Source organism: Nonomuraea sp. NPDC049158 (assembly GCF_040648335.1).
GTDB lineage: Bacteria > Actinomycetota > Actinomycetes > Streptosporangiales > Streptosporangiaceae > Nonomuraea.
On record NZ_JBEZDM010000024.1, the window covers coordinates 77,415 to 97,671 of the forward strand.

18 protein-coding genes and 1 pseudogene are annotated in these 20,257 nt (G+C 71.2%); 10 read left to right on the forward strand and 9 right to left on the reverse strand.

What is annotated here, in order from left to right; all coding sequences use genetic code 11:
- Nucleotides 1-2: 2 nt before the first annotated feature.
- A complete protein-coding gene (locus AB0B61_RS38630; protein WP_358443027.1) occupies nucleotides 3-1,379 on the reverse strand; it encodes an aminotransferase class III-fold pyridoxal phosphate-dependent enzyme in 1,377 nt (458 codons plus the stop codon).
- Nucleotides 1,376-1,630: an acyl carrier protein gene (locus tag AB0B61_RS38635; RefSeq protein ID WP_358443030.1), complete on the reverse strand. Its 255-nt coding sequence runs from the start codon at nucleotides 1,628-1,630 to the stop codon at nucleotides 1,376-1,378. The genes AB0B61_RS38630 and AB0B61_RS38635 overlap by 4 nt, the downstream gene beginning before the upstream one ends.
- 238 nt (nucleotides 1,631-1,868) lie before the next feature.
- Here AB0B61_RS38635 and AB0B61_RS38640 point away from each other — a divergent pair, with 238 nt between their 5' ends.
- A complete protein-coding gene (locus AB0B61_RS38640) occupies nucleotides 1,869-2,540 on the forward strand; it encodes a class I SAM-dependent methyltransferase (protein ID WP_358443033.1) in 672 nt (223 codons plus the stop codon).
- Nucleotides 2,541-2,587: 47 nt separating this feature from the next.
- On the opposite strand, the pseudogene AB0B61_RS38645 reads toward AB0B61_RS38640, so the two are convergent.
- From AB0B61_RS38645 to AB0B61_RS38655, 3 genes and pseudogenes are all read right to left on the reverse strand, one after another.
- A pseudogene (locus AB0B61_RS38645) lies at nucleotides 2,588-3,496 on the reverse strand (RNA polymerase sigma factor); the annotation flags it as partial.
- Nucleotides 3,497-3,954: 458 nt separating this feature from the next.
- The gene (locus AB0B61_RS38650; RefSeq protein WP_358443035.1) at nucleotides 3,955-5,379 is read right to left on the reverse strand and encodes a wax ester/triacylglycerol synthase family O-acyltransferase; all 1,425 of its coding nucleotides are present in this window, start codon (nucleotides 5,377-5,379) and stop codon (nucleotides 3,955-3,957) included.
- Nucleotides 5,380-5,423: 44 nt separating this feature from the next.
- A complete protein-coding gene (locus AB0B61_RS38655) occupies nucleotides 5,424-6,479 on the reverse strand; it encodes a winged helix DNA-binding domain-containing protein (protein WP_358443038.1) in 1,056 nt (351 codons plus the stop codon).
- A 9-nt stretch (nucleotides 6,480-6,488) separates the two neighbouring features.
- Between AB0B61_RS38655 and AB0B61_RS38660 the strand changes: the two genes are divergently transcribed.
- Both AB0B61_RS38660 and AB0B61_RS38665 read left to right on the forward strand, forming a co-directional pair.
- Entirely contained in the window at nucleotides 6,489-7,703 is a 1,215-nt protein-coding gene (locus AB0B61_RS38660) for a cysteine desulfurase-like protein (RefSeq protein ID WP_358443041.1), read from the forward strand.
- Between the two features lie 58 nt (nucleotides 7,704-7,761).
- Entirely contained in the window at nucleotides 7,762-8,733 is a 972-nt protein-coding gene (locus tag AB0B61_RS38665) for a tyrosine-type recombinase/integrase (RefSeq protein WP_358443044.1), read from the forward strand.
- Nucleotides 8,734-8,806: 73 nt separating this feature from the next.
- On the opposite strand, the gene AB0B61_RS38670 is transcribed toward AB0B61_RS38665, so the two are convergent.
- Together AB0B61_RS38670 and AB0B61_RS38675 are read right to left on the reverse strand one after the other, a co-directional pair.
- Entirely contained in the window at nucleotides 8,807-9,157 is a 351-nt protein-coding gene (locus AB0B61_RS38670; protein ID WP_358443046.1) for a hypothetical protein, read from the reverse strand.
- Nucleotides 9,158-9,271: 114 nt separating this feature from the next.
- Nucleotides 9,272-11,248 (reverse strand): AAA family ATPase, encoded by a 1,977-nt coding sequence (locus AB0B61_RS38675; protein ID WP_358443049.1) that lies wholly within the window; start codon nucleotides 11,246-11,248, stop codon nucleotides 9,272-9,274.
- A gap of 63 nt (nucleotides 11,249-11,311) precedes the next feature.
- Between AB0B61_RS38675 and AB0B61_RS38680 the strand changes: the two genes are divergently transcribed.
- The 7 genes from AB0B61_RS38680 (at nucleotide 11,312) to AB0B61_RS38710 (ending at nucleotide 18,906) form a co-directional block, all read left to right on the forward strand.
- A complete protein-coding gene (locus AB0B61_RS38680; RefSeq protein ID WP_358443051.1) occupies nucleotides 11,312-11,923 on the forward strand; it encodes a TetR family transcriptional regulator in 612 nt (203 codons plus the stop codon).
- A gap of 68 nt (nucleotides 11,924-11,991) precedes the next feature.
- Nucleotides 11,992-14,067, forward strand: a complete 2,076-nt coding sequence (locus AB0B61_RS38685) for a polysaccharide lyase family 8 super-sandwich domain-containing protein (RefSeq protein WP_358443053.1) — start codon at nucleotides 11,992-11,994, stop codon at nucleotides 14,065-14,067.
- Between the two features lie 124 nt (nucleotides 14,068-14,191).
- Complete coding sequence (locus AB0B61_RS38690; protein WP_358443055.1) at nucleotides 14,192-14,716, forward strand: PadR family transcriptional regulator; 525 nt, start codon at nucleotides 14,192-14,194, stop codon at nucleotides 14,714-14,716.
- Nucleotides 14,717-14,933: 217 nt separating this feature from the next.
- Entirely contained in the window at nucleotides 14,934-15,677 is a 744-nt protein-coding gene (locus AB0B61_RS38695; RefSeq protein ID WP_358443058.1) for a siderophore-interacting protein, read from the forward strand.
- A gap of 73 nt (nucleotides 15,678-15,750) precedes the next feature.
- Nucleotides 15,751-16,347, forward strand: coding sequence for a CoA pyrophosphatase (locus tag AB0B61_RS38700; RefSeq protein WP_358443061.1), 597 nt, complete (start codon nucleotides 15,751-15,753; stop codon nucleotides 16,345-16,347).
- Nucleotides 16,348-16,595: 248 nt separating this feature from the next.
- Complete coding sequence (locus AB0B61_RS38705; RefSeq protein WP_358443064.1) at nucleotides 16,596-17,255, forward strand: lysophospholipid acyltransferase family protein; 660 nt, start codon at nucleotides 16,596-16,598, stop codon at nucleotides 17,253-17,255.
- Between the two features lie 73 nt (nucleotides 17,256-17,328).
- Entirely contained in the window at nucleotides 17,329-18,906 is a 1,578-nt protein-coding gene (locus tag AB0B61_RS38710; RefSeq protein ID WP_358443067.1) for a penicillin-binding transpeptidase domain-containing protein, read from the forward strand.
- A 158-nt stretch (nucleotides 18,907-19,064) separates the two neighbouring features.
- Here AB0B61_RS38710 and AB0B61_RS38715 read toward each other — a convergent pair whose 3' ends face one another.
- Nucleotides 19,065-19,760, reverse strand: coding sequence for a PadR family transcriptional regulator (locus AB0B61_RS38715; RefSeq protein ID WP_358443070.1), 696 nt, complete (start codon nucleotides 19,758-19,760; stop codon nucleotides 19,065-19,067).
- A 167-nt stretch (nucleotides 19,761-19,927) separates the two neighbouring features.
- The gene (locus AB0B61_RS38720) at nucleotides 19,928-20,209 is read right to left on the reverse strand and encodes a DUF3040 domain-containing protein (protein WP_358443073.1); all 282 of its coding nucleotides are present in this window, start codon (nucleotides 20,207-20,209) and stop codon (nucleotides 19,928-19,930) included.
- Nucleotides 20,210-20,257: the final 48 nt, after the last annotated feature.

Genomic DNA, 20,257 nt, shown 5'->3' on the forward strand with positions numbered 1-20,257 from the left:
GCTCACCCGCCCGTGCCAAGGAACGTCGCCGTCCCCCGCCGAATCGCGGCGACCAGCTCCTCCACCTCGGCGAGGCTGGTGACCAGGGGCGGCGCCACGCGCATGGTGGGGAACACGTACGGCAGACCGTGGGAGCGACGCCCCGCGCCGGCCATGAACTCGATGTAGCAGCCCGCTCTGATGATGTGCGACCGCAAATCGTGCAGCCGGTCCGCGGCGTCCTCCGTGAGCTCCAGCCCTTGCAGCAGCCCCGTACCCCGCAGCCCCCGATAGGTCTCGGGGAAGCGGTCGAGCACCTCCCGGCCGAGGAGCGCGGTCAGCCGCGCGCCGAGCTCGGCCGAGCGTTCGAGCAGCTTCTCCTGCTCGATCAGCAGCAGGCCGTCGTGGATCACCGCGCAGGTCAGCGGGCGCAGGTCGGAGGTGGCCACGGCACCGGACGGCCGTACGGCCAGCGACCGCCTGGCGATCACCATCGAGGTGGACAGTACGCCCATGCCGAGGCTCTTGCCGATGACGGTGATATCGGTGGGGATCGGGCCGTCCTCGTCGGCCATGGCGAAGAACCGGCCGGTCTTGGCGAACGTGAGCACCTCGTCGGCCACCAGCAACGCCCCGTGCTCGGCGGCGAGCGCGGCCAGGGTCCGCAGGTAGCCGGGCGGGGGGACCAGCAGGCCCGCGTCCCCCTGGACCGGCTCGACGACGACGGCCAGCAGGCGCTCTCCGTGGCGGGCGAAGAACTCGCGCAACGGCTCCGCGACGCCGAACGGAAGGTGCTCCACCGCCAGCCCGTACGGGCCGTCGGCGGCCATCGCCGGGAGCCCGACGCGGAAGTGGCGCCGGTTGAGCAATGGCGTGAGCGCGCCCGTCCATCCGTGCCACGCGCCCTGGAAGGCGAGCACGAGATCGCGGCCGCCCCGCTCCGGGTCGGGCCGCATCCGGCGGTGGTCGTATCTCGACTCCAGGACCAGCCGCAGGGCCAGTTCCATGCCCTCGGAGCCGGAGTTGCGGCCGGCCGCGTGGTATTCGCCCGGCGGGAAGTGGTCGCGCCACAGCCCGCCGGGGCCGAGCGTCGCGGTGAGGAGGCGGGTGCGTTCGGCGACCTCGATCTCGTCCGTCGCGTACCCGAGATCCGTCGCCGCGCGCGTCAACGCGCGCAGCACGGCCGGGTGCCCGGCCCCGAGGCAGGCGCTGGCGTACCCGCCGGAGGCGTCGATGACCTCGAACGGCTCCCCGGCGCCGCCGCGCTCGGCCAGCCGCAGCCGTACGCCCCTGCCACCGACCGAGACGAACGGAAGCCGGCCGCCGCCGTAGTGATCCAGGTGCAGATCTGCATCGAGGCCGTGGGACGGCGACGCGGCGGTCAGGCCCGCGTGGCTCACGTCCCGCCGCCCTGCAGACGCCGGATGAGCGCGGCGAGGGCGGCGATGGTACGGAAGTTCTCGGGTACGAAGTCCTCATCGGAGACGCGGACGTCGAAGATGTCCTCACATTGCACGCGGAGTTCGGTGAATCCCAGAGAATCGAGCCCGTAGATGTCGCGCAGGCTCTCGTGGTCGCTGATTTCCTCGGCCGGCGTCTCGACGAACAATTCGGTCGCCAGAATCTTCTTTATGGTGCCCTCGATTTCCATTACACCTCCGGACAAAGCGCATGGTAAAGAGAACAGCACGGGACGTGGCAGCTTCGTCACGGAATAGCAGGTCGGCCGCGAAATCCCGGGGCCGTTGGCCGCCAACACCGCCCAGCATGAACCAACGGATGTTGTTCGTCAATTGCCTCCGGCGTCACGGAGTTCACAGGAATTCCACAGGATGAAGTGGAAATGGGAATTACCCCGGCCTGCCGCCTTTCCGATCTACAGTGCGATTATGAACACGGGCACTGGACCGGGGGTGTTCACCTCCGACGGCTCACCGGTGGAGTTCTACGCCGCGATCGACGCCGCGGGCGAACCGGAGATCATTCAGCGGGGTGTGCCCGCGGGCGGGTCGATCCTCGAACTGGGCGCGGGCGCGGGCCGGGTGACGCACGCCCTCACCGCCCTCGGCTACGAACTGGTGGCCGTCGACGAGTCGGCCGAGATGCTGGCCAGGGTCGAGGGCGCGGAGCGGGTCCACGCGCGGATCGAGGACCTCGCGCTCGAGCGCCGCTTCGACGCCGTGCTGCTGGCCTCGCTGCTCGTTCACGTGCCGCAGGTCTCGACCAGGCGGCGGTTTCTCGACTGCTGCCGCCGCCATGTGCGCGACGACGGCGTGGTGGTGATCCAGTGGATTCCGCTGGACGTACGCGCCACCTGGTCAGTGGGGACGACCTTCGGGCGCTCCGGGTTCACCACCACGATCACCGAGTTCGCCCCGTCAGGGCGGGGTCTGGTGAACCTCACCCTGAGGTACGAGACGGACGGCCGTGTCTGGACCCAGTCGATCGTCGAGCGGCCGCTCAGCGACGATCAGCTCACCACGGCTCTGGCCGAGTCCGGGCTGGTCGTGGACCGCTACCTGACCCCCGACCGGACATGGCTGACCGCCCGCCCGAGCTGAACCGCCCGCCCCCAGCTGAGCCCCGTCCTAGCCGAGGTAAGCCCGACCTAGCTGAGGTATTCGCGCAGTGCCAGAGCCCTCGACGGGTGGCGGAGCTTGGACATGGTCTTGGCCTCGATCTGCCGGATCCGCTCGCGCGTCACCCCGTAGATCCTGCCGATCTCGTCGAGGGTCATCGGCTTGCCGTCGTTCAGGCCGTACCGCATCGAGATGACGCCCGCCTCGCGCTCGGACAGCTCGTCGAGCAGGGCCCGCAGTTGCTGCTGGAGCAGGGTGAACGAGACCGCGTCGGCCGGGGAGACGGCCTCGGTGTCCTCGATGAGGTCGCCGAACTCGCTGTCGCCCTCCTCGCCGAGCGGCGTGTGCAGGGAGATCGGCTCGCGGCCGTAGCCCTGCACCTCGGCGACCCGGTCGATGGGCAGCTCGGTCTCGACGGCGATCTCCTCGGGCGTGGGCTCGCGGCCCAGCTCGCCGGACAGCCGCCGCTGCGCCCGGGCCACCTTGTTGATCATCTCGACCATGTGGACCGGGATGCGGATCGTCCGCGCCTGGTCGGCCATCGCCCGGGTGATGGCCTGCTTGATCCACCACGTGGCGTAGGTGGAGAACTTGAACCCGAGCCGGTAGTCGAACTTCTCGATCGTGCGGATCAGCCCCAGGTTGCCTTCCTGGATCAGGTCGAGGAAGAGCATGCCGCGGCCGGTGTAACGCTTGGCGATCGACACCACCAGGCGCAGGTTGGCCTCCAGCATGCGCTCCTTGGCCCGCAGGCCGTCGCCGGCGATCCATTCGAGGTCGGCGCGGAGCTGACCGGGCAGATCGGGCTCCGTGCTGAGGCGCTCCGCGGCGAACAGTCCGGCCTCGATCCGCTTGGCGAGGTCGATCTCCTGCTCGGCGTTGAGCAGTGGCACCCGCCCGATCTCCTTGAGGTACGCCTTGACCGAGTCAGCGCCGGCGACGGGTGCGCCGTCGGCGACGTTTTCGTCTAGCTCGAGAACCTCTGCTGCTTGGGACAAGACACTCTCCTCGCTCGGGTCGTTCGACTGGCGAATATCGATCTCGGACCAAGAAGTCCCTCGGGGGCGAGGAAGCGGGAGACGGGGCAGGTCGTCGCCGACCACGCAGTCCGGCTGCTCCTGATGCGGGGGTCCGGCTGGACGACCGCGGCCCGGGGGGCGAAGATGGCCATCATCGGTTACTTCCCGCGCGCGGGTGATTCGGCACCTGTCCGTCGTAAGAGGTTCGCCGTGGGTGCGCGGGGCAGGGCGAGTGTGAGCTCGCCGCCATACTCGTTAAGGCGACGAGACGCGTGTCCGGCCTCGATCCCACCATCGTCTTCCACGCTACCCGCTGCCCGGCCATGCTCGGCGCCTGCCGTGGCACCCTTTGAAGCCGCCGGTCAGCGTGCGACGCGCTATTGCGGCAGGTTCCTTTCCGCGTTGAGCAGCTCGTCCAGCGCCCCGCGCAGATCGTCGGCGAGTTCCCAGGCGTCGGGCACCATCTCCCGGTCGGTGACCACGCCGATGTCCAGTGAGCCGTCGTAGGAGAAGGCGGTGATGTTCACCCCGCCGCTCACGTCGGTGATCACCGAGACCGGGTAGTGGGTGAGCAGCCGGGCCCCGCACACGTACAGGGGGAACTGCGGGCCCGGCACGTTCGAGATGGCCACGTTGATGGGCGGCGCGGTCTGCCCGACCAGGCCGAACGCCGATCTGGAGGCCAGCCCCATGAGGGCGGCGGGCATCGACTCGCTCAGCTCGCGCAGCCACCGCGCGGGCGCCAGCGAGAACCTGTCCTTGATCCGCTGCATGGCGAGCCGCACCTGCTGCAGCCGCGCCACGGGATCCTCGAGGTGCACGGCCAGCGGCGCCGTCATGAACGTCACCTGGTTGCCGCCCGTCCCCGCCTCCCGCAGCGAGAACGGCACCCCGGCGATCAGCGGCTGACGCGGGACGCCGCCGTGCGCGGCCAGCCACCGGCGCAGCGCGCCCGCGCACACGGCCATCACCACGTCGTTCACGGTCACCCCGAACGCCTTGCGCACCTGCTTGATCTCCTCCAGCGGCAGCGAGACGAACGCGAAGCGCCGGTGTTCGGAGACCGGCCCGCTGAACGGCGTCTTGGGCGCGGGCAGCGACGGCAGTTCGGGGGCCTGCCCGGAGCCGGCGACCCGGCGCGCCAGCCCCGACACCATCCGGCTGCCCGGCAGCGACGACACGACGGGGATCTCGTCCAGGTGCGGCATCGCCCGGGCGGCGAACCGTACCGCCTGCGCCGGATTGCCGGCCAGCCTGGCGAGCCCGCGCAGGACCATCTCGGCCGCTCCCGGCGGCGCCGAGTCGCGCTCGGGCGCGACCGCGGGCGACGGCGCGGGTATGGGGCCCACGTCGAGGAGCGCGGCCAGGACGTCGGCGCCGCCGATGCCGTCCACGGCCGCGTGGTGGATCTTGGTGTAGAGCCCCATGCGGCCACCGGACAGGCCGTGGATCAGGTAGATCTCCCACAGCGGCCGGCGGCGGTCCAGGCGGCGGGCGTGCAGCCGGGACACCTGGTCGGCCAGCTGCCGGTCGTCGCCGGGCGGCGGCAGCCCGATCTCCCGTACGTGATAGTCGAGGTCGAGGTCGTCCTCCTGCACCCAGTAGGGGTGGTCAAGGCCGAGGGGCACGAACGCGAGCTTGCGCCGCAACGCGGGCACGTACGGCAGGCGCCGCTCCAGCAGGGCCTGGAGGTCGGCGCGGTTGAGATCGCCGTCCAGGATGGCCAGGCCGGCGATGTTGGCGATGTTCGTGGGCGTCTCGAAGTGGAGAAACTGGGCATCCAGGGCGGTCAGCTGCGGCATGGCTCACACCTCCGCCCCGAACAAATCAGACTCAGCCTATTACTTCAAGAGCCCATTACTTCAAGTGAGCGGGCCTCCGCGTCCGGCTCGGCGAAGGCCAGCAGGGCCATCGCCTCTTCCTCCAGCGCCTCGGTCGGGACCGGGGTGAAGGGCGTGAGAAGCAGCTTGGCCTTCTTGCCCGTGCGCCTGATCTGCCAGGTCCCGGCCACGAAGCCGTCGACCAGGTAGGTGGCGCGGACGCGCAGGTTCTTGGTCACGACCTCGCCGCGATGCTCCTCGGCCAGCACGCGGCTACGGTCGGCGTGGCCGAGCATCAGGTTGTCGAAGTCGGGCAGGAACCTGACCGGCGCCGGCGCGTCCCCCTCCGGCCTGGGCGCCTCGGGCAGGTCGAACAGCTCCCGGCCGCGCTCGTCCACCAGCACCTCCAGCCGGTCGCGCATGCCGTTCAGCACGGCCTTGAACCCGCTCAGCCCCGACCACGTCTGCATGTCGGCGGCGGTGGCCGGCCCGAACGCGGCCAGGTACCGCTCGACGAGCGTCCCGATGTCCGGCTCCGCGGCGAGCTCGATGCCCGGCAGGGCGAAGGCGGAATCACGCGGGAAGCTCCACCGGTCCTCGGTCGGCACCATGATCAACGGGACCGTCATGCGCACCGCGTAGCCGAGCGCCCGATCGTAGGCGCCCGGGAACTCCCTCTCCAGCCTCGGCCGCAGCTCGTTGAACGTGTGCGGCCCCTCGGCCAGCAGCCGCTCCGCCGCTACCGCGACGGCGGCGAAGTCGACCTCCGGGAAACGTCGCGCCGCGGCGGCGAGCAGCGGCTGCAACAGGGGCCGGAACTCGGCGAAGTCCGCCGCGGTCACCAGATGCAGGGTGGCGCGCATCATGGTGGCGCGCACGAGCGTCCGCGCGCGCAGCGCCGCGTGCAGGTCGTCGCGGGCGAACCCGTCGAGCCGGGTCCACAGTCCCAGGTACGGCGGGCGCGGCTCCTGCGCCTGCAACCCGGCCAGGCGGTGCACGACGGCGGCCACGCCGCCCTGATGACGGCGCAAAAGATGCTGCCGCGCCAGCGTGGCCCGGTTGAGCTCTCTCAGGGTGAGCATGAACACATCATGCCCTTTGTCACTAAATTTCCTGTTCAATCGGTACGCGCGACCTATCCCGCGCTGGACGACGGCCACGCCTACCTCGACGGCGCGGCGGGCACCCAGACCCCGCAGTCGGTGATCGACGCCATCGTGAGCGCCTACCGTACGGGCATCGGCAACGCGGGCGGCGCCTTCGAGGCCAGCCACCGCGCCGACGAGATCGTGGCGGCCTGCCGCGCGGCCGTGGCCGACCTGGTCGGCGGCCTGCCGGACGGGGTGATCCTCGGACCGAACATGACGACGCTGACCTATCGCCTGGCCGGGGCGCTGGCCCTGAGTTGGGGCCCCGGCGACGAGGTGGTGGTCTCGCGGCTCGACCACGACGCCAACGTACGGCCCTGGATCCAGCTCGCGACGCGGGCCGGGGCGACGATCCGCTGGGCCGAGGTGGACCCGGCGACCGGCGAGCTGCCGGTGGAGCAGTACGCGAACCTGATCGGCGAGCGCACCAAGCTGGTGGCGGTGACCGCCGCGAGCAACATCCTGGGCACCCGCCCGGACGTGGCCGCGATCACCGCGCTGGCGCACGCGGCGGGGGCGCTGACCTACGTGGACGGCGTGCACTCCACCGCGCACGGCCCCGTGGACATCGCGGAGCTGGGCGCCGACTTCTACGCCACCAGCGCCTACAAGTGGTCGGGCCCGCACATCGGCGCGGTCGTCGCCGATCCGGCGCTGCTGGAGACCATCAGACCGGACAAACTGGCCTCCTCCCCCGACACGGTGCCGGAGCGCTTCGAGCGGGGCACATCCCCCTTCGCCGACCTGGCCGGCGTCACGGCCGCGGTGAACCACCTGGCCACCATGGTCCCCGGCACCGGAACGCGCAGGGAGCGGCTGCTCACCTCGCTGTCGGCGGCCGAGGCGTACGAGCAGGAGCTGTTCGGCGTGCTGATCGCGGGCCTGGAGGCGATGCCGCACGTCACGTTGTACGGCAAGCCCACCAGGCGTACGGCGACCGCCTACTTCACCGTCGCCGGGCGCACCCCCCGCGAGGTCGCGGAGGCGCTGGCCGCGCGCCGGGTGAACGTGTGGAACGGTCACAACTACGCCTGGGAGCTGACCGGCGCGCTGGGCATCCGCGACTCCGGCGGCGCGGTGCGGGTCGGGCTGGTGCACTACAACGACCATTCGGACGTCGACCGCCTGCTGAAGGCCGTGACCCGCCTGGAGGAGTGAGCCCGGGGCCAAGGCTGTGGCTCGCCTCGAAGAGTGATCCCGGGGCTAAGATCGCCGGGTGAGCCTGCCCGCCGTACCGGGCCTGCCGACCACGCTCGTCGAGCCGGCCCGCGACCCCTATCACGTCTATCTCGACTCGCTGACCAGCCCCGAGTCGCGCCGCACGATGCGCGGCTGCCTCGACCGGCTGGCCCGGCTGCTCACCGGCGACGAGGCGGCCAGCGGCGCGGGCCAGCCGTGGCATCTGCTGCGTTACGAGCACACGGTACGCATTCGCACCCTGCTGACCGATCAGGGATGGTCGGCGGCCTACGTCAACAAGCACCTGGTGGCGCTGCGCCGGGTGCTGAAGGAGTCGTGGCGGCTCGGGCAGAGCAGCGCGGAGGACTACGCGCGCGCCTCCGACCTGGCTCCGGTACGCCAGAGCCGCCTGCCCACCGGTCACCACGTACCGCCGGAGGTCGTGGGGGCGGCCCTGTCGGCGTGCGACGACTCGCCCGCCGGCATCCGCGACGCGGCGCTGATCGCGGTGCTCTACTCCACCGGCTGTCGCCGCGCCGAGATCGGCGGGCTGTCGCTGTCCGACTACGACCCGGGCGCCCGCTCGCTCCGGGTCCGCGGCAAGCGCGACAAGGAGCGGATGGTCTACCTGACGACCGACGCGATCGGGCTGGTCGAGCGGTGGCTGGCGGTGCGCGGCGACGAGGCGGGCGCGCTGTTCAGCCCGATCAGCAGGATGGGCCGCGTACGGCGGCGCGAGGGCCGCCCCGTCGGGCTGACCGGGCAGGGCATCGCCGACATCCTGGCCAGGCGGCTGGGCGAGGCGGGGGCGTCCCGGCGTACGGCGCACGACTTCCGGCGCACCTTCATCGGCGAGTTGCTGGACGCGGGCGTCGACCTGGCCACCGCCCAGGCGCTGGTCGGCCACTCGTCACCGGCCACCACGGCCCGCTACGACCGCCGCCCGGAGAAGACCCGCCGCGAGGCCGTCGACCGGCTCCGCCTGCCCGCCGCGCGACCGCTCCGCTGAACCTTCGCGGTGGCGCGTGATCCGCTGTCCCTGCCCACCGTCCTGACCGGGCGGCAGGCAGGGGACGGCGCGATCAGGTGTTCATGTTGGACACCACGATGTAGCCGAAGACCATGCCGAGGATCATCGCCACACCCGCGGTGACCGCGGCCCACTTGCCCAGCGTCTCGCCGCGCGTGTGACCCGCGATGCCCAGCCCGATCCCGGCCAGGCCGAACAGAATAGGAATGAACAGCAGAGATATCGCCGCGCAGACGAACGCGATGATCGACAGCAACTGCCCGGCCGATTTCTGACCGGACTGCGCGTACGGCGCCTGCTCGTAGGGGGGCGGAGGCGGCGGCCCGGGGGGCGGCTGCTGCGCCCACTGGGCCTCACGACGGGACGGATCGTCGCCCGGGGGCGGATCCTGGGGGGAGGTCACGATCTGGGCTCCTCTCGAGAACACAACCAAGTCGGCGGCCCGTTCCTGACGTGAGGCCATCACACACCGTGTCGGTCGTCCTGTCGAGCGGATCAGGCTAGGACATCTGGTGATTCAGGTGATTTCGGCGGTGGTAAAGACATCGAGAGGTAGCGGCCGGGAGTGCACCACGTCCAGCCGGGAGACCGCGCGGGTCAGCGCGACGTACAGGCGGTTGAGGCCGCGTGCCTCAGCCTCGACGATGGCCGCGGGCTCGGCCAGCACCACGTGGTCGTACTCCAGGCCCTTGGCCATCGAGGCGGGCACCACGCTGAGCCGCTCGCCGATGTCGAGGCCGCCGTTCCACAGGGCGTCGGTGAGCGGGCCTGCGTCGGCGTCGGCCGCGATCACGCCGATCGACCCCTCGAAGGCCAGCGCCTCACGCGCGGCCGCGACGACCCCTTTCTCCAGCTCGGTCACCTCGGTGACGAGCAGCCTGCCATCGGTGCGGTACGACGTGGTGGCGGGCACGTCCACGTCGAGCACCGCCAGCAGCCGGTTGGCCGGGCCGACCACCACCGCGGGCACCCGGAACCCCGTCGTCAGCGCGACGATCCCGGCCTCCGGCTTGCCGAGCAGTTCCAGGTGTCGCGGCCAGGACGCGGCCGCCCATGGCGTGGTGCCCTGAGCCAGGTCGCCGAGCACGGTGATCGAGCCGTGCTCGCTGCGCCTGGCCACCGCCCTGCACTGCATCGGCGACAGGTCCTGCGCCTCGTCCACGATGACGTGGCCGTAGCCGCGCGGCCGTTCCAGCAGCCCGGCGATCTCGTCGAGCAGCACCAGGTCGGCCTCGGACCACTTGGCGCTCTTGTAGCCGCGCGGCGGCCGGGCCCAGGTGATGGCCGCCCGCTCGTCGGCCGTCAGGATCGGGGCGGCCGGGCCCGGGTCGCTCAGCAGCGCGCACAGGAGCTCCTCAGGGCGTACGGCCGGCCAGATCTCGTCCAGGAACGGCGTGAGCGCCTTGCCGATCTTGCGCGTCCAGACGGCGTTGCCCGTGTGACCGCGCGACTCGGCCTGGCGTCGCATCAGCTCGGTGATCCGGGCGCGCACCCGTTCACGCCCGATCGCGTACGGCATGGCCTCGCGCCGTGTGTCGTCGACGATGCGGCGCAACTCGTCCGCGCCGACCCGCCACCGGTAGGAGCCGTCGGCGACGGAGACGGGCTCGACCGGCTTGCCGATGCGCCCGTACAGGGCCTCGCGCAGGACCTCGGCCATCCGCGCGTCGTGCTTGACCAGCGCGGCGACCGGGCTGTCCGTGGCCGTGACCGCGACCCTGCCCAGCAGCCGCTCCAGCGTGGTCTGCTCGACGTCGACCTCGCCCAGCGCGGGCAGCACCGCCGAGATGTAGCCGAGGAAGGCCCGGTTGGGGCCTAGCACCAGCACCCCCGAGCGCTCCAGCCGCTGCCGGTGCGCGTACAGCAGGAACGCCGCCCGGTGCAGCCCGACGGCCGTCTTGCCGGTGCCAGGCGCGCCCTGCACGCAGATCGACTCCTCCAGCCCCGCACGGACCAGGTCGTCCTGGTCGGGCTGGATGGTGGCGACGATGTCGCGCATCGGGCCGACGCGCGGCCGTTCGATCTCGGCGGCCAGGATCCGGCTCTCGGTCTCCTCGCCTTGGGCGAGCCGTTCGTCCTCGAAAGACGTCAGCGTGGTGCCGGCCCAGCCGAATCGGCGGCGTACCTCGACACCCAGCGGGTCACGGGCGCTGGCCCGGTAGAACGCCCGCGAGACGGGCGCCCGCCAGTCGATGACGACCGGCGGGCCGCCGTGCTCGCCGGTGATGTGCCGCCTGCCGATGTGGTAGCCGCGCCCCCGGTGTTCGACGGAATCGCCGCCGAAGTCGAGCCGCCCGAAGAACGGCGGGCCCTCCGGCTCCTCGCTCAGCTCCTTGGCCAGGCTCTTGAGGTGGCGGCCGAGCCGTTCGGCGCTGTAGCGGTCGCCCGCCACGCTCTCGCCGACGATCACGTTGTCCCGTGCCGCGTCGAGCATCCTGCGCAGCCCGGCTCCGCACTGTTCGACGTATCGCCTCTCCTCGTCGAGCGTGGACATCCCACCTCCATGGTTAACTCGGTTAATATTTTTACCAGGTTAACACTTTGCTAGAGTGGTCTCATGACAGGACTTCGGCAGTTGCAGAGGGAACACGTGCGCGAGGCCATCTCCACGGCGGCCATCTCGCTCTTCCTGGCGCGTGGTTTCGACGAGGTTCCCGTCACCGAGATCGCCGCCGCCGCGCGGGTGTCGAAGCCGACGCTGTTCAAGTACTTCCCGGCCAAGGAGGACCTCGTCCTGCACCGCATCAGCGACCACCAGGGCGAGTTCGCGCGGGTGGTGCGGCAGCGCGCCGCCGGCGAGCATCCGCTGACGGCGCTGCACCGGCACTTCCTCGAAGCCCTGGCCCGGCACGACCCGGTCACCGGGCTGAACGACCAGCCGGAGGTGGTGGCCTTTCGCCGCATGGTGTTCGGCACGCCCAGCGTGGCCGCCCGCCTGCTGCACCACATGTCGATGGACGAGGACGCCCTGACGGCCGCGCTCGTGGAGGCTCCGGAGATCCCCGACGCCGTGACCGCCTCGCTGCTGGCGGCGCAGGTGCTGGCCGCGCACCGGGTGCTGGCCAAGCACAACTGGCAGGCCCTGGCGGACGGGCGCGCGCTGGCGGAGGTCGAACCGGAGGCCGTACGCCGCGCCGACCGCGCCTTCGCCCTGCTGCGCCACGACTGACACGCCTTCGTCCCCCTGCGCCACGACTGACGCGCCTTCGTCCTGCTGCGCCACGATTGAGGAGCGACATGCCAGACCTCGAAACGGCCCTCGAAACGGCCAAGGCCCGGCTGCGCCACGAACTGCTGGACACCGCCTCCGGCACCACCGCCGTCGGCGCAGCCACCGGCCTGGCCGCCCCTGGCCTGCTGACCAGCCCCGCCCCCGGCCTCATCTCCGGCCCGCTGGTCAGCCCTGTCCCCGACCTTTCAACCGGCCCGATCCCCGGCCCGCTCGCCGGTCCTGACCCCGATCTCCCGACCGGCCCTGCCCTTGGCCCGCTGGCCGATCCCGGCGCCGCCGGGCCCAGTCCTCTGGTGAACCGGCCCGGCGCTGACGGCACGTGGCCGGACCTCGATTACGCCGACCGGGGCGACGGCCGGAACTGGGCGCCGCTGGAACACCTGTCCAGGACCCTCTCCCTGGCGCTCTCCCCACAGCACCAGCCCATCGCGCTGACCGCCCTCGACGCCTGGCGCCGCCACGGGCCACGCAGCGCCAACTGGTGGTACAACGAGATCGCCGCACCCCAACTGGCCGGAGACACCCTCCTCCTGCTCGCCGACCGGCTCGACCCGGCCGAGCGCGTGGCCTGGGGCGCCTGGCTCGCGGGCTGCGCGGGCCCCGGGGAGATGACCGGCCAGAACCTCGTCTGGACCCAGGCGGTCGTCCTGCGCCACGGCCTGCTGGTGGACGACGCCGACCTGCTCTCCTCAGCGGTCGCACGGATGGCGACGACCCTGCGGCCGACCCGCGACGAGGGGATCCAGGACGACTTCAGCTTCCACCAGCACGGCGCGCAGCTCTACTCCGGCGGCTACGGCTTCGCGCTGGCCGCCGACCTGGGCTTGTGGATCTATGTGGTGTACGGCACGCCGTGGGCGTTCGGCGCCGCCGAGGTGGGCTTCTTCACCGATTTCCTGCTGGACGGCCTGCAGTGGGCGATCCACGGAGGCAGCTTCGACTTCACCACCATGGGCCGCAACATCACCCGAGCGGACGCCCGCCGACCCACCCCCGACCTGCGGACCGCGATCCGCCGCCTGCGCGCGGCCGGTGCACCCCGACAGACCGAGCTGGCGGCATTCGAGCAACAGCTGGCCCAGGCCCAGACCGAGGCCCAGGCCCAGGCCGAGGTCGAGGCCGAGGCCGAGGCCGAGCAGCCGACTGCGGGACTCACTGCCGGGCCCGTCGGGTGTCGTTATTACCCGCGTTCCGACTATCTCGTGCACCGGCGGCCCGGCTGGTCGGTGTCCGTGCGTATGTCGTCCACCCGTACCGCGCCCACCGAGAGCATGAACGGAGAGAACCTGCGTGGCCGCCACCTCGGCGACGGCGTCGCACCCATCCGGGTCGGCGACGGGCCGGAGGACGGCTACCGGGCCGTCATCCCGCTGTGGGACTGGGCGCGACTCCCGGGCGTGACCGCCGAGCAGCCGCCCGACCCGGCGGCGCTCCTCCCGCGCCCCAACGGCCGGCACGGCGCGTCGCCGGATGTCGGCGGCTGGACGGACGGCCGCCACGGCATGGCCGTGATGCGCCTGGCGGGGACCGACCGGATCGCGGACGCCTGGAAGGCGTGGTTCTGCTTCGATGACGTCTTCGTCGCGCTCGGGGCCGGGATCACCGCGCCGTCGGCCCAGTACCCGGTGATGACGACGATCGACCAGCGCCTGGCGACCGGCCCGCTGACGACGGGGCCGCTGACGACCGGCCCATTGACGACGGGGCCATTGACGACCGGGCTCTTCGTGCATCAGGGGCGGATCGGTTACCTGCCGCTGTCCGACCGGGAGTCGATGTCGGCGCGGGTGGAGCGCCGGAGCGGCAGTTGGTCGGACATTACCGCGACCGGCTCCACCGAGACGCTGGCCGCCGAGGTGTTCACCGTCGGCTTCGACCACGGCCCGCGGCCGGTCGGCGCCACGTACGCGTGCCTGGTCCTGCCCGGCGCGGACGCGGCGGCCACGGCCGCGCGCTGCGCGGACCCCGGTGTCACCGTCCTGTCCAACACTCCCCTGCTGCAGTCGGTCCGCTGCGACCACAGCGGCGTGACCCTCACCGCCCACCACGACACGCGAGAGCTGACCTTCACCCGGAGATGAGGTCTACGCGGTCCCTTGCGACCGCAGCTGCATGACCCTCACCGCCCGCCACGACGCACGAGGGCTGGCCTTCACGCGGAGCTGATGTTTACTTCGCTATATCGTTCGATATAGCATCCGAGCCATGATGAACGCACGCCGCGCGCCCGGCGCAGGCGGTCTCGGGCCGACCGGGCGCTTCTTCGGGCCCGGTGAGCTGCGCCTGGCGATCCTGGCCCTGCTCGCCGAGCAGCCCGGCCACGGCTATCAGGTGATGAACCGCCTCGCCGACCGGTTCAACGGAACGTACGAGCCCAGCGCGGGCTCCATCTACCCGACGCTGCAGCTGCTGGAGGACGAGGGCCTCGTCCGGGTCGAGGCGGCCGAGGGCCGCAAGGTGCACCACATCACCGAGGCGGGCCAGAGCGTCGTCGGCGAGCAGGCCGAGGAGATCGACCGGCTCTGGGCGCGGGCGGCCAGCCGGGGCGAGTGGGGGATGTTCCGCGAGCCCGAGGCGGCCGAGATCATCGGCCCGGCCCTGCGCCTGGTGAAGGCCGCGGTCAAGACACTCGCCCACGCGCACGGCGATCCCCGGGTGGTCGACGAGATCCAGACGATCTTCATCGAGGCCCGCCGCCGGATCGAGCAGCTGGACCCCCGCCGCCGCTGACCATCCGCGCTCAGCTCCACAGGTCCGCGCCCAGCCCGGCCACAGGTCCGCACACAAGCCGGTCCACACGTTCTCGCTCAGCCCGCCCGCACACAGCCCGTACGCGCCTAACCCACGTCCGCACTTAGCCCGTACGCGCGCAGCCCGTACGCACCTAGCCCGTACGCACCTAGCCCGTACGCGCGCAGTCCGCGTCCGCACTCAGCAAGGAGTTGGAATGAAGACGACCATCACCCGCGCTCTGCGCGACCGGCTGTTCGTCGTCGGGGAGGTGTTGGAGACCGAGCAGGTGACGCCGCGCATGCGCAAGATCAAGATCGGCGGCGAGGCCCTGGGCGAGCTGAAGTGGACCCCGGGGCAGCACGTACGGCTGGTGGTCAACGACATCTTCGCCGCCCGTACGTGGTTACGGGGCGAGGTCACCGACGCCCTGCGTACGTACTCGATCTGGCACCACGACCCCAGCTGGCAGACCATCGAGCTGATCGGCTTCGACCACGGCGGCGACGGACCGGGCACGACCTGGATCAGGAACGCCCGCCCCGGCCAGGAGATCGCCTTCACCAAGCCGGAAGGCAGTCTCGTGGTACGCGCCGCGCCCTACCACCTGTTCGCCGGGGAGGAGACGGCGTCGGTCGCGTTCGGCGCGATGCTGCGCGCGCTGCCGCTGGGCGAGACGGTGTTCGGGGCCGTGGAGGCCGACGGGCCCGGCGACCACCTGGACCTGCCGCGCGAGCTCACCCGGGTCTGCCGCGACGGAGCGTCCGCGGCGAGCTCCGAGCTGCTGGTGGAGGCCGTCAGGAAGCTCGACCTGCCGGACGAGCCCGGGGTGGCCTACCTCGCCGGGGAGGCCAGGACGATCCAGGCCGTCCGGGCGCATCTCGTACGCGAGCGGGGCTGGCAGCGCGGGGACGTACGGACGAAGCCCTTCTGGACGCCCGGCAAGCGCGGACTCGACTGACACCTTCTGTACGCCCGGCGAGCGCTCTCTCGACTGACATAGGTGGATATAGCGGGCGTGAGATCCTGGGCTGGTGCTTCCTCCGATCGATGAGTTGCGTGAGCTGGTCACCGCCCGCCTGACCGCCTTCGACCGCCGGGAGGTGCCTCCGGCCGAGGGGGTGCGCCGGGCCGCCGTGACGGTGTGCGTGCTCAGGGACCCGGCCGGCCTGCCGTACACGATCCTCATCAGGCGGGCGCCGCGCGGGCGCAATCCCGGGCAGTGGGCGCTGCCGGGCGGGCGGCTCGACGACGGCGAGCAGCCGGTCGAGGCGGCGCTGCGGGAGCTGGCCGAGGAGACGGCCGTCACCGGCGTCGAGGTGGCGGGGCTGCTCGACGACTTCGTCACCGACTCGGGGTTCGTCATCACGCCGGTGGTGGCCTTCGGCGGGGAGCAGCGGCCGGTCGCCGACGCGCACGAGGTGGCCTCGGTGCACGCGGTGCCGCTGGAGCGGTTCCTGGCGCCGGGGGTGCCGCGCTGGCGCGGCGGGCTGCTGCAGATGCCGCTGGGGCCCTCGATCGTGGTCCACGCGCCGACGGGTGCGATTTTGTGGCAGTTCGCGGAGGTTGCCCTTCGTGGCCGTGAGCTGCGGGTCTTCGACGTCGCCCAACCACACTGGACCAGAACCTGACCGATTCTTTTGGGCCGGTGGAATACGTGCCGCCGGATGTCCGTTAGCATCGAATGGCCGATGTGGTCTGTGTCCCCCGGGCCGCAAATTACCGCCTTCACGGAATACCGTTCGGCTGGAGCCGTGTTGTGCATCTCGCCGAGGAGGCGACCGCCACATCGGCCTTAAGCTTTTCAGGCGCCCCGGCTTCGGCCGGGGCGCCTGCTCTAGGGTGGGTGGCCGGACCGCCGATCATCCAGGAGAGCCCGTTGCTATATGAAGTGGTCAAGTTCGCCGCTACGCCGATCGCCCATGCGATGTGCCGCCCGCACATCTCCGGCGCGGCGCACGTGCCGAGGACGGGACCGGCGATTCTGGCCGCCAACCACTTGTCGGTGCTCGACTCCTACCTGCTGCCCGCGCTGCTGCCGCGGCACGTGACGTTCGCCGCCAAGAAGGAATACTTCTCCGGCAACCCGGTCTCCGGCTGGTTCATGCGCCTGGGTGGCAGCCTGCCCACCGACCGCGACAGCGCGCACGCCGCGCAGGAGATGCTCGACGCCGCCGCCGACCTGCTGGATCGCGGCGAGCTGTTCGGCATCCACCCGGAGGGCACCCGCTCCCCCGACGGCCGCCTCTACCGCGGCAAGATCGGCGTGGCCTGGCTGGCGCTCAAGACGGGCGCGCCGGTGCTGCCGGTGGCCCTCAGCGGCACCGAACGCGTGCTGCCGGTCGGCGCCAAGATGCCGCGCCCGGCCAGGATCGGCATCACGATCGGCGCGCCGATGCGGTTCGAGGGCGACCACAGCAAGGCCCGCGACCGGCGCCGGGTGACCGACGAGATCATGGCCGCGATCCGGGAGCTGTCCGGCCAGGAATACGTGCCGACCTATGCGTCGAGCTTCAAAGCTGCCAGCAATATGTCCTAATTTGTCGCTAAGCTCTGCAACCTGTCGATGACCTGGGGGCTGACCAGTGGCGCGTGGCCGCACCATCGCGATCGTGTCCTGCGTCACCGTGCTGGCGGCGGGGGCCGCTGCCGGTGGCGCGTACTACGTGCTTCATACCAGAGGCACACCCGCCGAGACGGCGCGGCTCTTCGCCGCCGCCTGGCAGTCGGGTGACAAGGCGGCCATGAGCGCCACGCTGGCCGCGCCGCAGCAACTGACGGCGTACGACCAGATGCGTACCGGCCTCGCGGTCGAGTCGACCTCGGTCAAGCTCGGCACCGTCACCAAGTCCGGCGACGACCGGGCCCGCGTGCCGTACACCACGACCTTGAAGCTGAAGAACATCGGCGACTGGACCTACGAGGGACAGATCGACCTGAAGGTGGCCGACCGCGCCTGGAAGGTCGACTGGACGCCCAAGACCCTGCATCCGTCGCTGACCGCCGGCGCCACGTTCGCGCTCAAGACGCGCTGGCCCGACCGGGCGAAGATCACCGACGCCGACGACGGCCGCATCGACGACGGCTCGGCCGGCGGGTCGGTGCAACAGCTCGTCGGCTACCTCGAGAAGGCGACCAAGAAGGACGTGGCCAAGCTCGGCTCCTCCTACCAGGTCGGCCAGGCCATCGGCCGGGACGGCCTGCAGGCGACGTTCCAGAAGCAGCTGGCCGGCACCCCGGCGACCGAGATCAAGGTCGGCGACAAGACGCTGCAGACGATCGAGGGCAGCGACGGCGAGGACGTGAAGACGACGCTCGACCCGCGCGCGCAGGCCGCCGCGGTCGCCGCCGTCAAGGACGTCAAGAAGCCCACCTCGATGGTCGCGATCAAGCCGAGCACCGGCGAGATCCTGGCCGTGGTCAACAACCAGGGCGGCTTCAACCGGGCGCTCGACGGCCGCTACCCGCCGGGCTCGACGTTCAAGGCCGTCACCGCGATCGGGCTGCTGGCGGCCGGGATGTCGCCGGAGGACAAGGTGAGCTGCCCGATGTACGCGACGGTGGGCGGGTTGAAGATCCGCAACTCGGAGAAGGAGGAGTTCGGGTCGCTGTCGTTCCTGGACTCCTTCGCGCACTCGTGCAACACCACGTTCGCGCCGCTCGCCGAGACGCGCCTGGGCGCCGACAAACTGCTCAAGGCGGCCGAGGACGTCGGATTCAACCAGCCGCTGAACATCGGGGTGTCGGCCACCAAGGCGAGCTTCCCCAAGGCGGAGTCGGACGCCGAGCTGGCCGCCGAATCGTTCGGGCAGGCCAGGATCACGGCCAGTCCGCTGTCGATGGCCTCGGTCGCGGCGGCCATCGCCGACGGCACCTGGCGGCCGCCCACACTGGTGCCCGACCTGAAGCAGAAGGCGGCCGAGCAGCCGCTGCCCGAGGGCGTCAAAACCAACCTGCACGCCATGATGGCCGCCGTCGTCTCCAAGGGCACCGCCAAGGCGTCCGGGCTGCCCTCGGGTACGCGCGGCAAGACGGGCACGGCCGAGTACGGCACCGGCGACAAGCTCAAGACTCATGCCTGGTTCATGGGGTTCAAGGATGACGTGGCCTTCGCCGTGGTGGTGGAGGGCGGCGGCACCGGGGGCAAGATCGCGGCCCCGGTGGCGGCCACCTTCCTGCGCCACCTGTGACCCGACCAGGCCCCCAGGCCGCCTATGCCCCGGCGGCCACGTTTCTCCGCCATCCGTGACCCGATCGGGCCACCTGTGCCCGGGCGGTCACATGCCACCGCCATCCGTGACCCGATCGGGTCACTTGTGCCCTCATACCTGCGCCCTCCGCGACCCGGTCAGCCCGCCAGGCCGCCTCTGTCCAGGCGGGCTCGTTCCATCGGCCCGGTCTCGTCCGTGTGGCCCCTTGTCGCGGGGCCCGTCGGGACCGGTGCGGGGCGGGTGTTCTGGTAGTAGACCTGCCACTGGTCGAGGCCGGGGAACGTGCCGATCGCCAACTCCGCCAGCAGCGCCCCGGTCCACGCCTCCTCCGCCATGCTCATGGCCAGGGCGTATTCGGACTCGATGAGGAACAGCCGCGGGATCTCGCCGCGCTCGACCTCGAGGGTCTCGCGCTGGACGGCGATCCGATCGCGGAGCAGGGCGAGCCGCCGCCGGAGCAGCGCGGTGACCTCGTCGGGGTCGAGCCCGCCCATCACCGACAGCCCGGCCTCGAACCCCGTCGGCTCCCGCTCGGGAGTCCCCAGGAGCTCGCGCGTCCAGTCCTCGGCCTCCTCGCGGCCGTCGGCGGTGATGCGGTAGACGGTCCGCTCGGGCCGGCCCCCTTGCCGGGCGCTCTGCGTGGCCGCGATCAAACCGTGCTTCTCCAGATTGCGTACCACTGTGTAGAAGGAGCCCCACTTGATGGGTGTCTCGCGGTCCTTGCCACGGGCCCGCAGGACGGATGCCATCTCGTACGGATGCATCGGCCGTTCCGCGACCACCGTGAGCACGGCCAGGGCCAGCAGATTGGCCACCCGGCGTCGTTGCGCCACCCACACCATCCTCGTAGACGAATATTCGTGGGCGACTATACGCATGCGAGTATTCCGGGAGCAATAGGGCTTGTGTCTCTAGGCGGGCGAGATCGCGGCCTGCGGACCCGGCGTCTGGCGTGCGGGCGTGCGGGCGTCGCGAAGCGCCGGATATTTCGGGAGATGCGTTAGAGCGAGGCGGCCAGCGCCAGGGCCGTCGCGGCCTCGTGCTGCAGGACCATGATCAGCAGCGTGGCGACCAGAGTGGCGATCAACAACCAGCTGATCAGGATGATGACCGTCGAGCGGCGCGGCCTGCGCCGGCGGCCGGACTCCCCGTCGACCTTCTCCTCGCTGCGACGAGCCCGCTCGTTGAACGACTCCAACCTCGCCACGAGTCGCGGATCGTCGTCGACGAGGTGCTGCTCGATCTGCGCCAGCATCCGCTCCTCGTCCTGCGACCAGGCCATGGGTGCACCTCCGGAACGCAAGCTCTGTGCCGGGTTTCTGCCCAACCA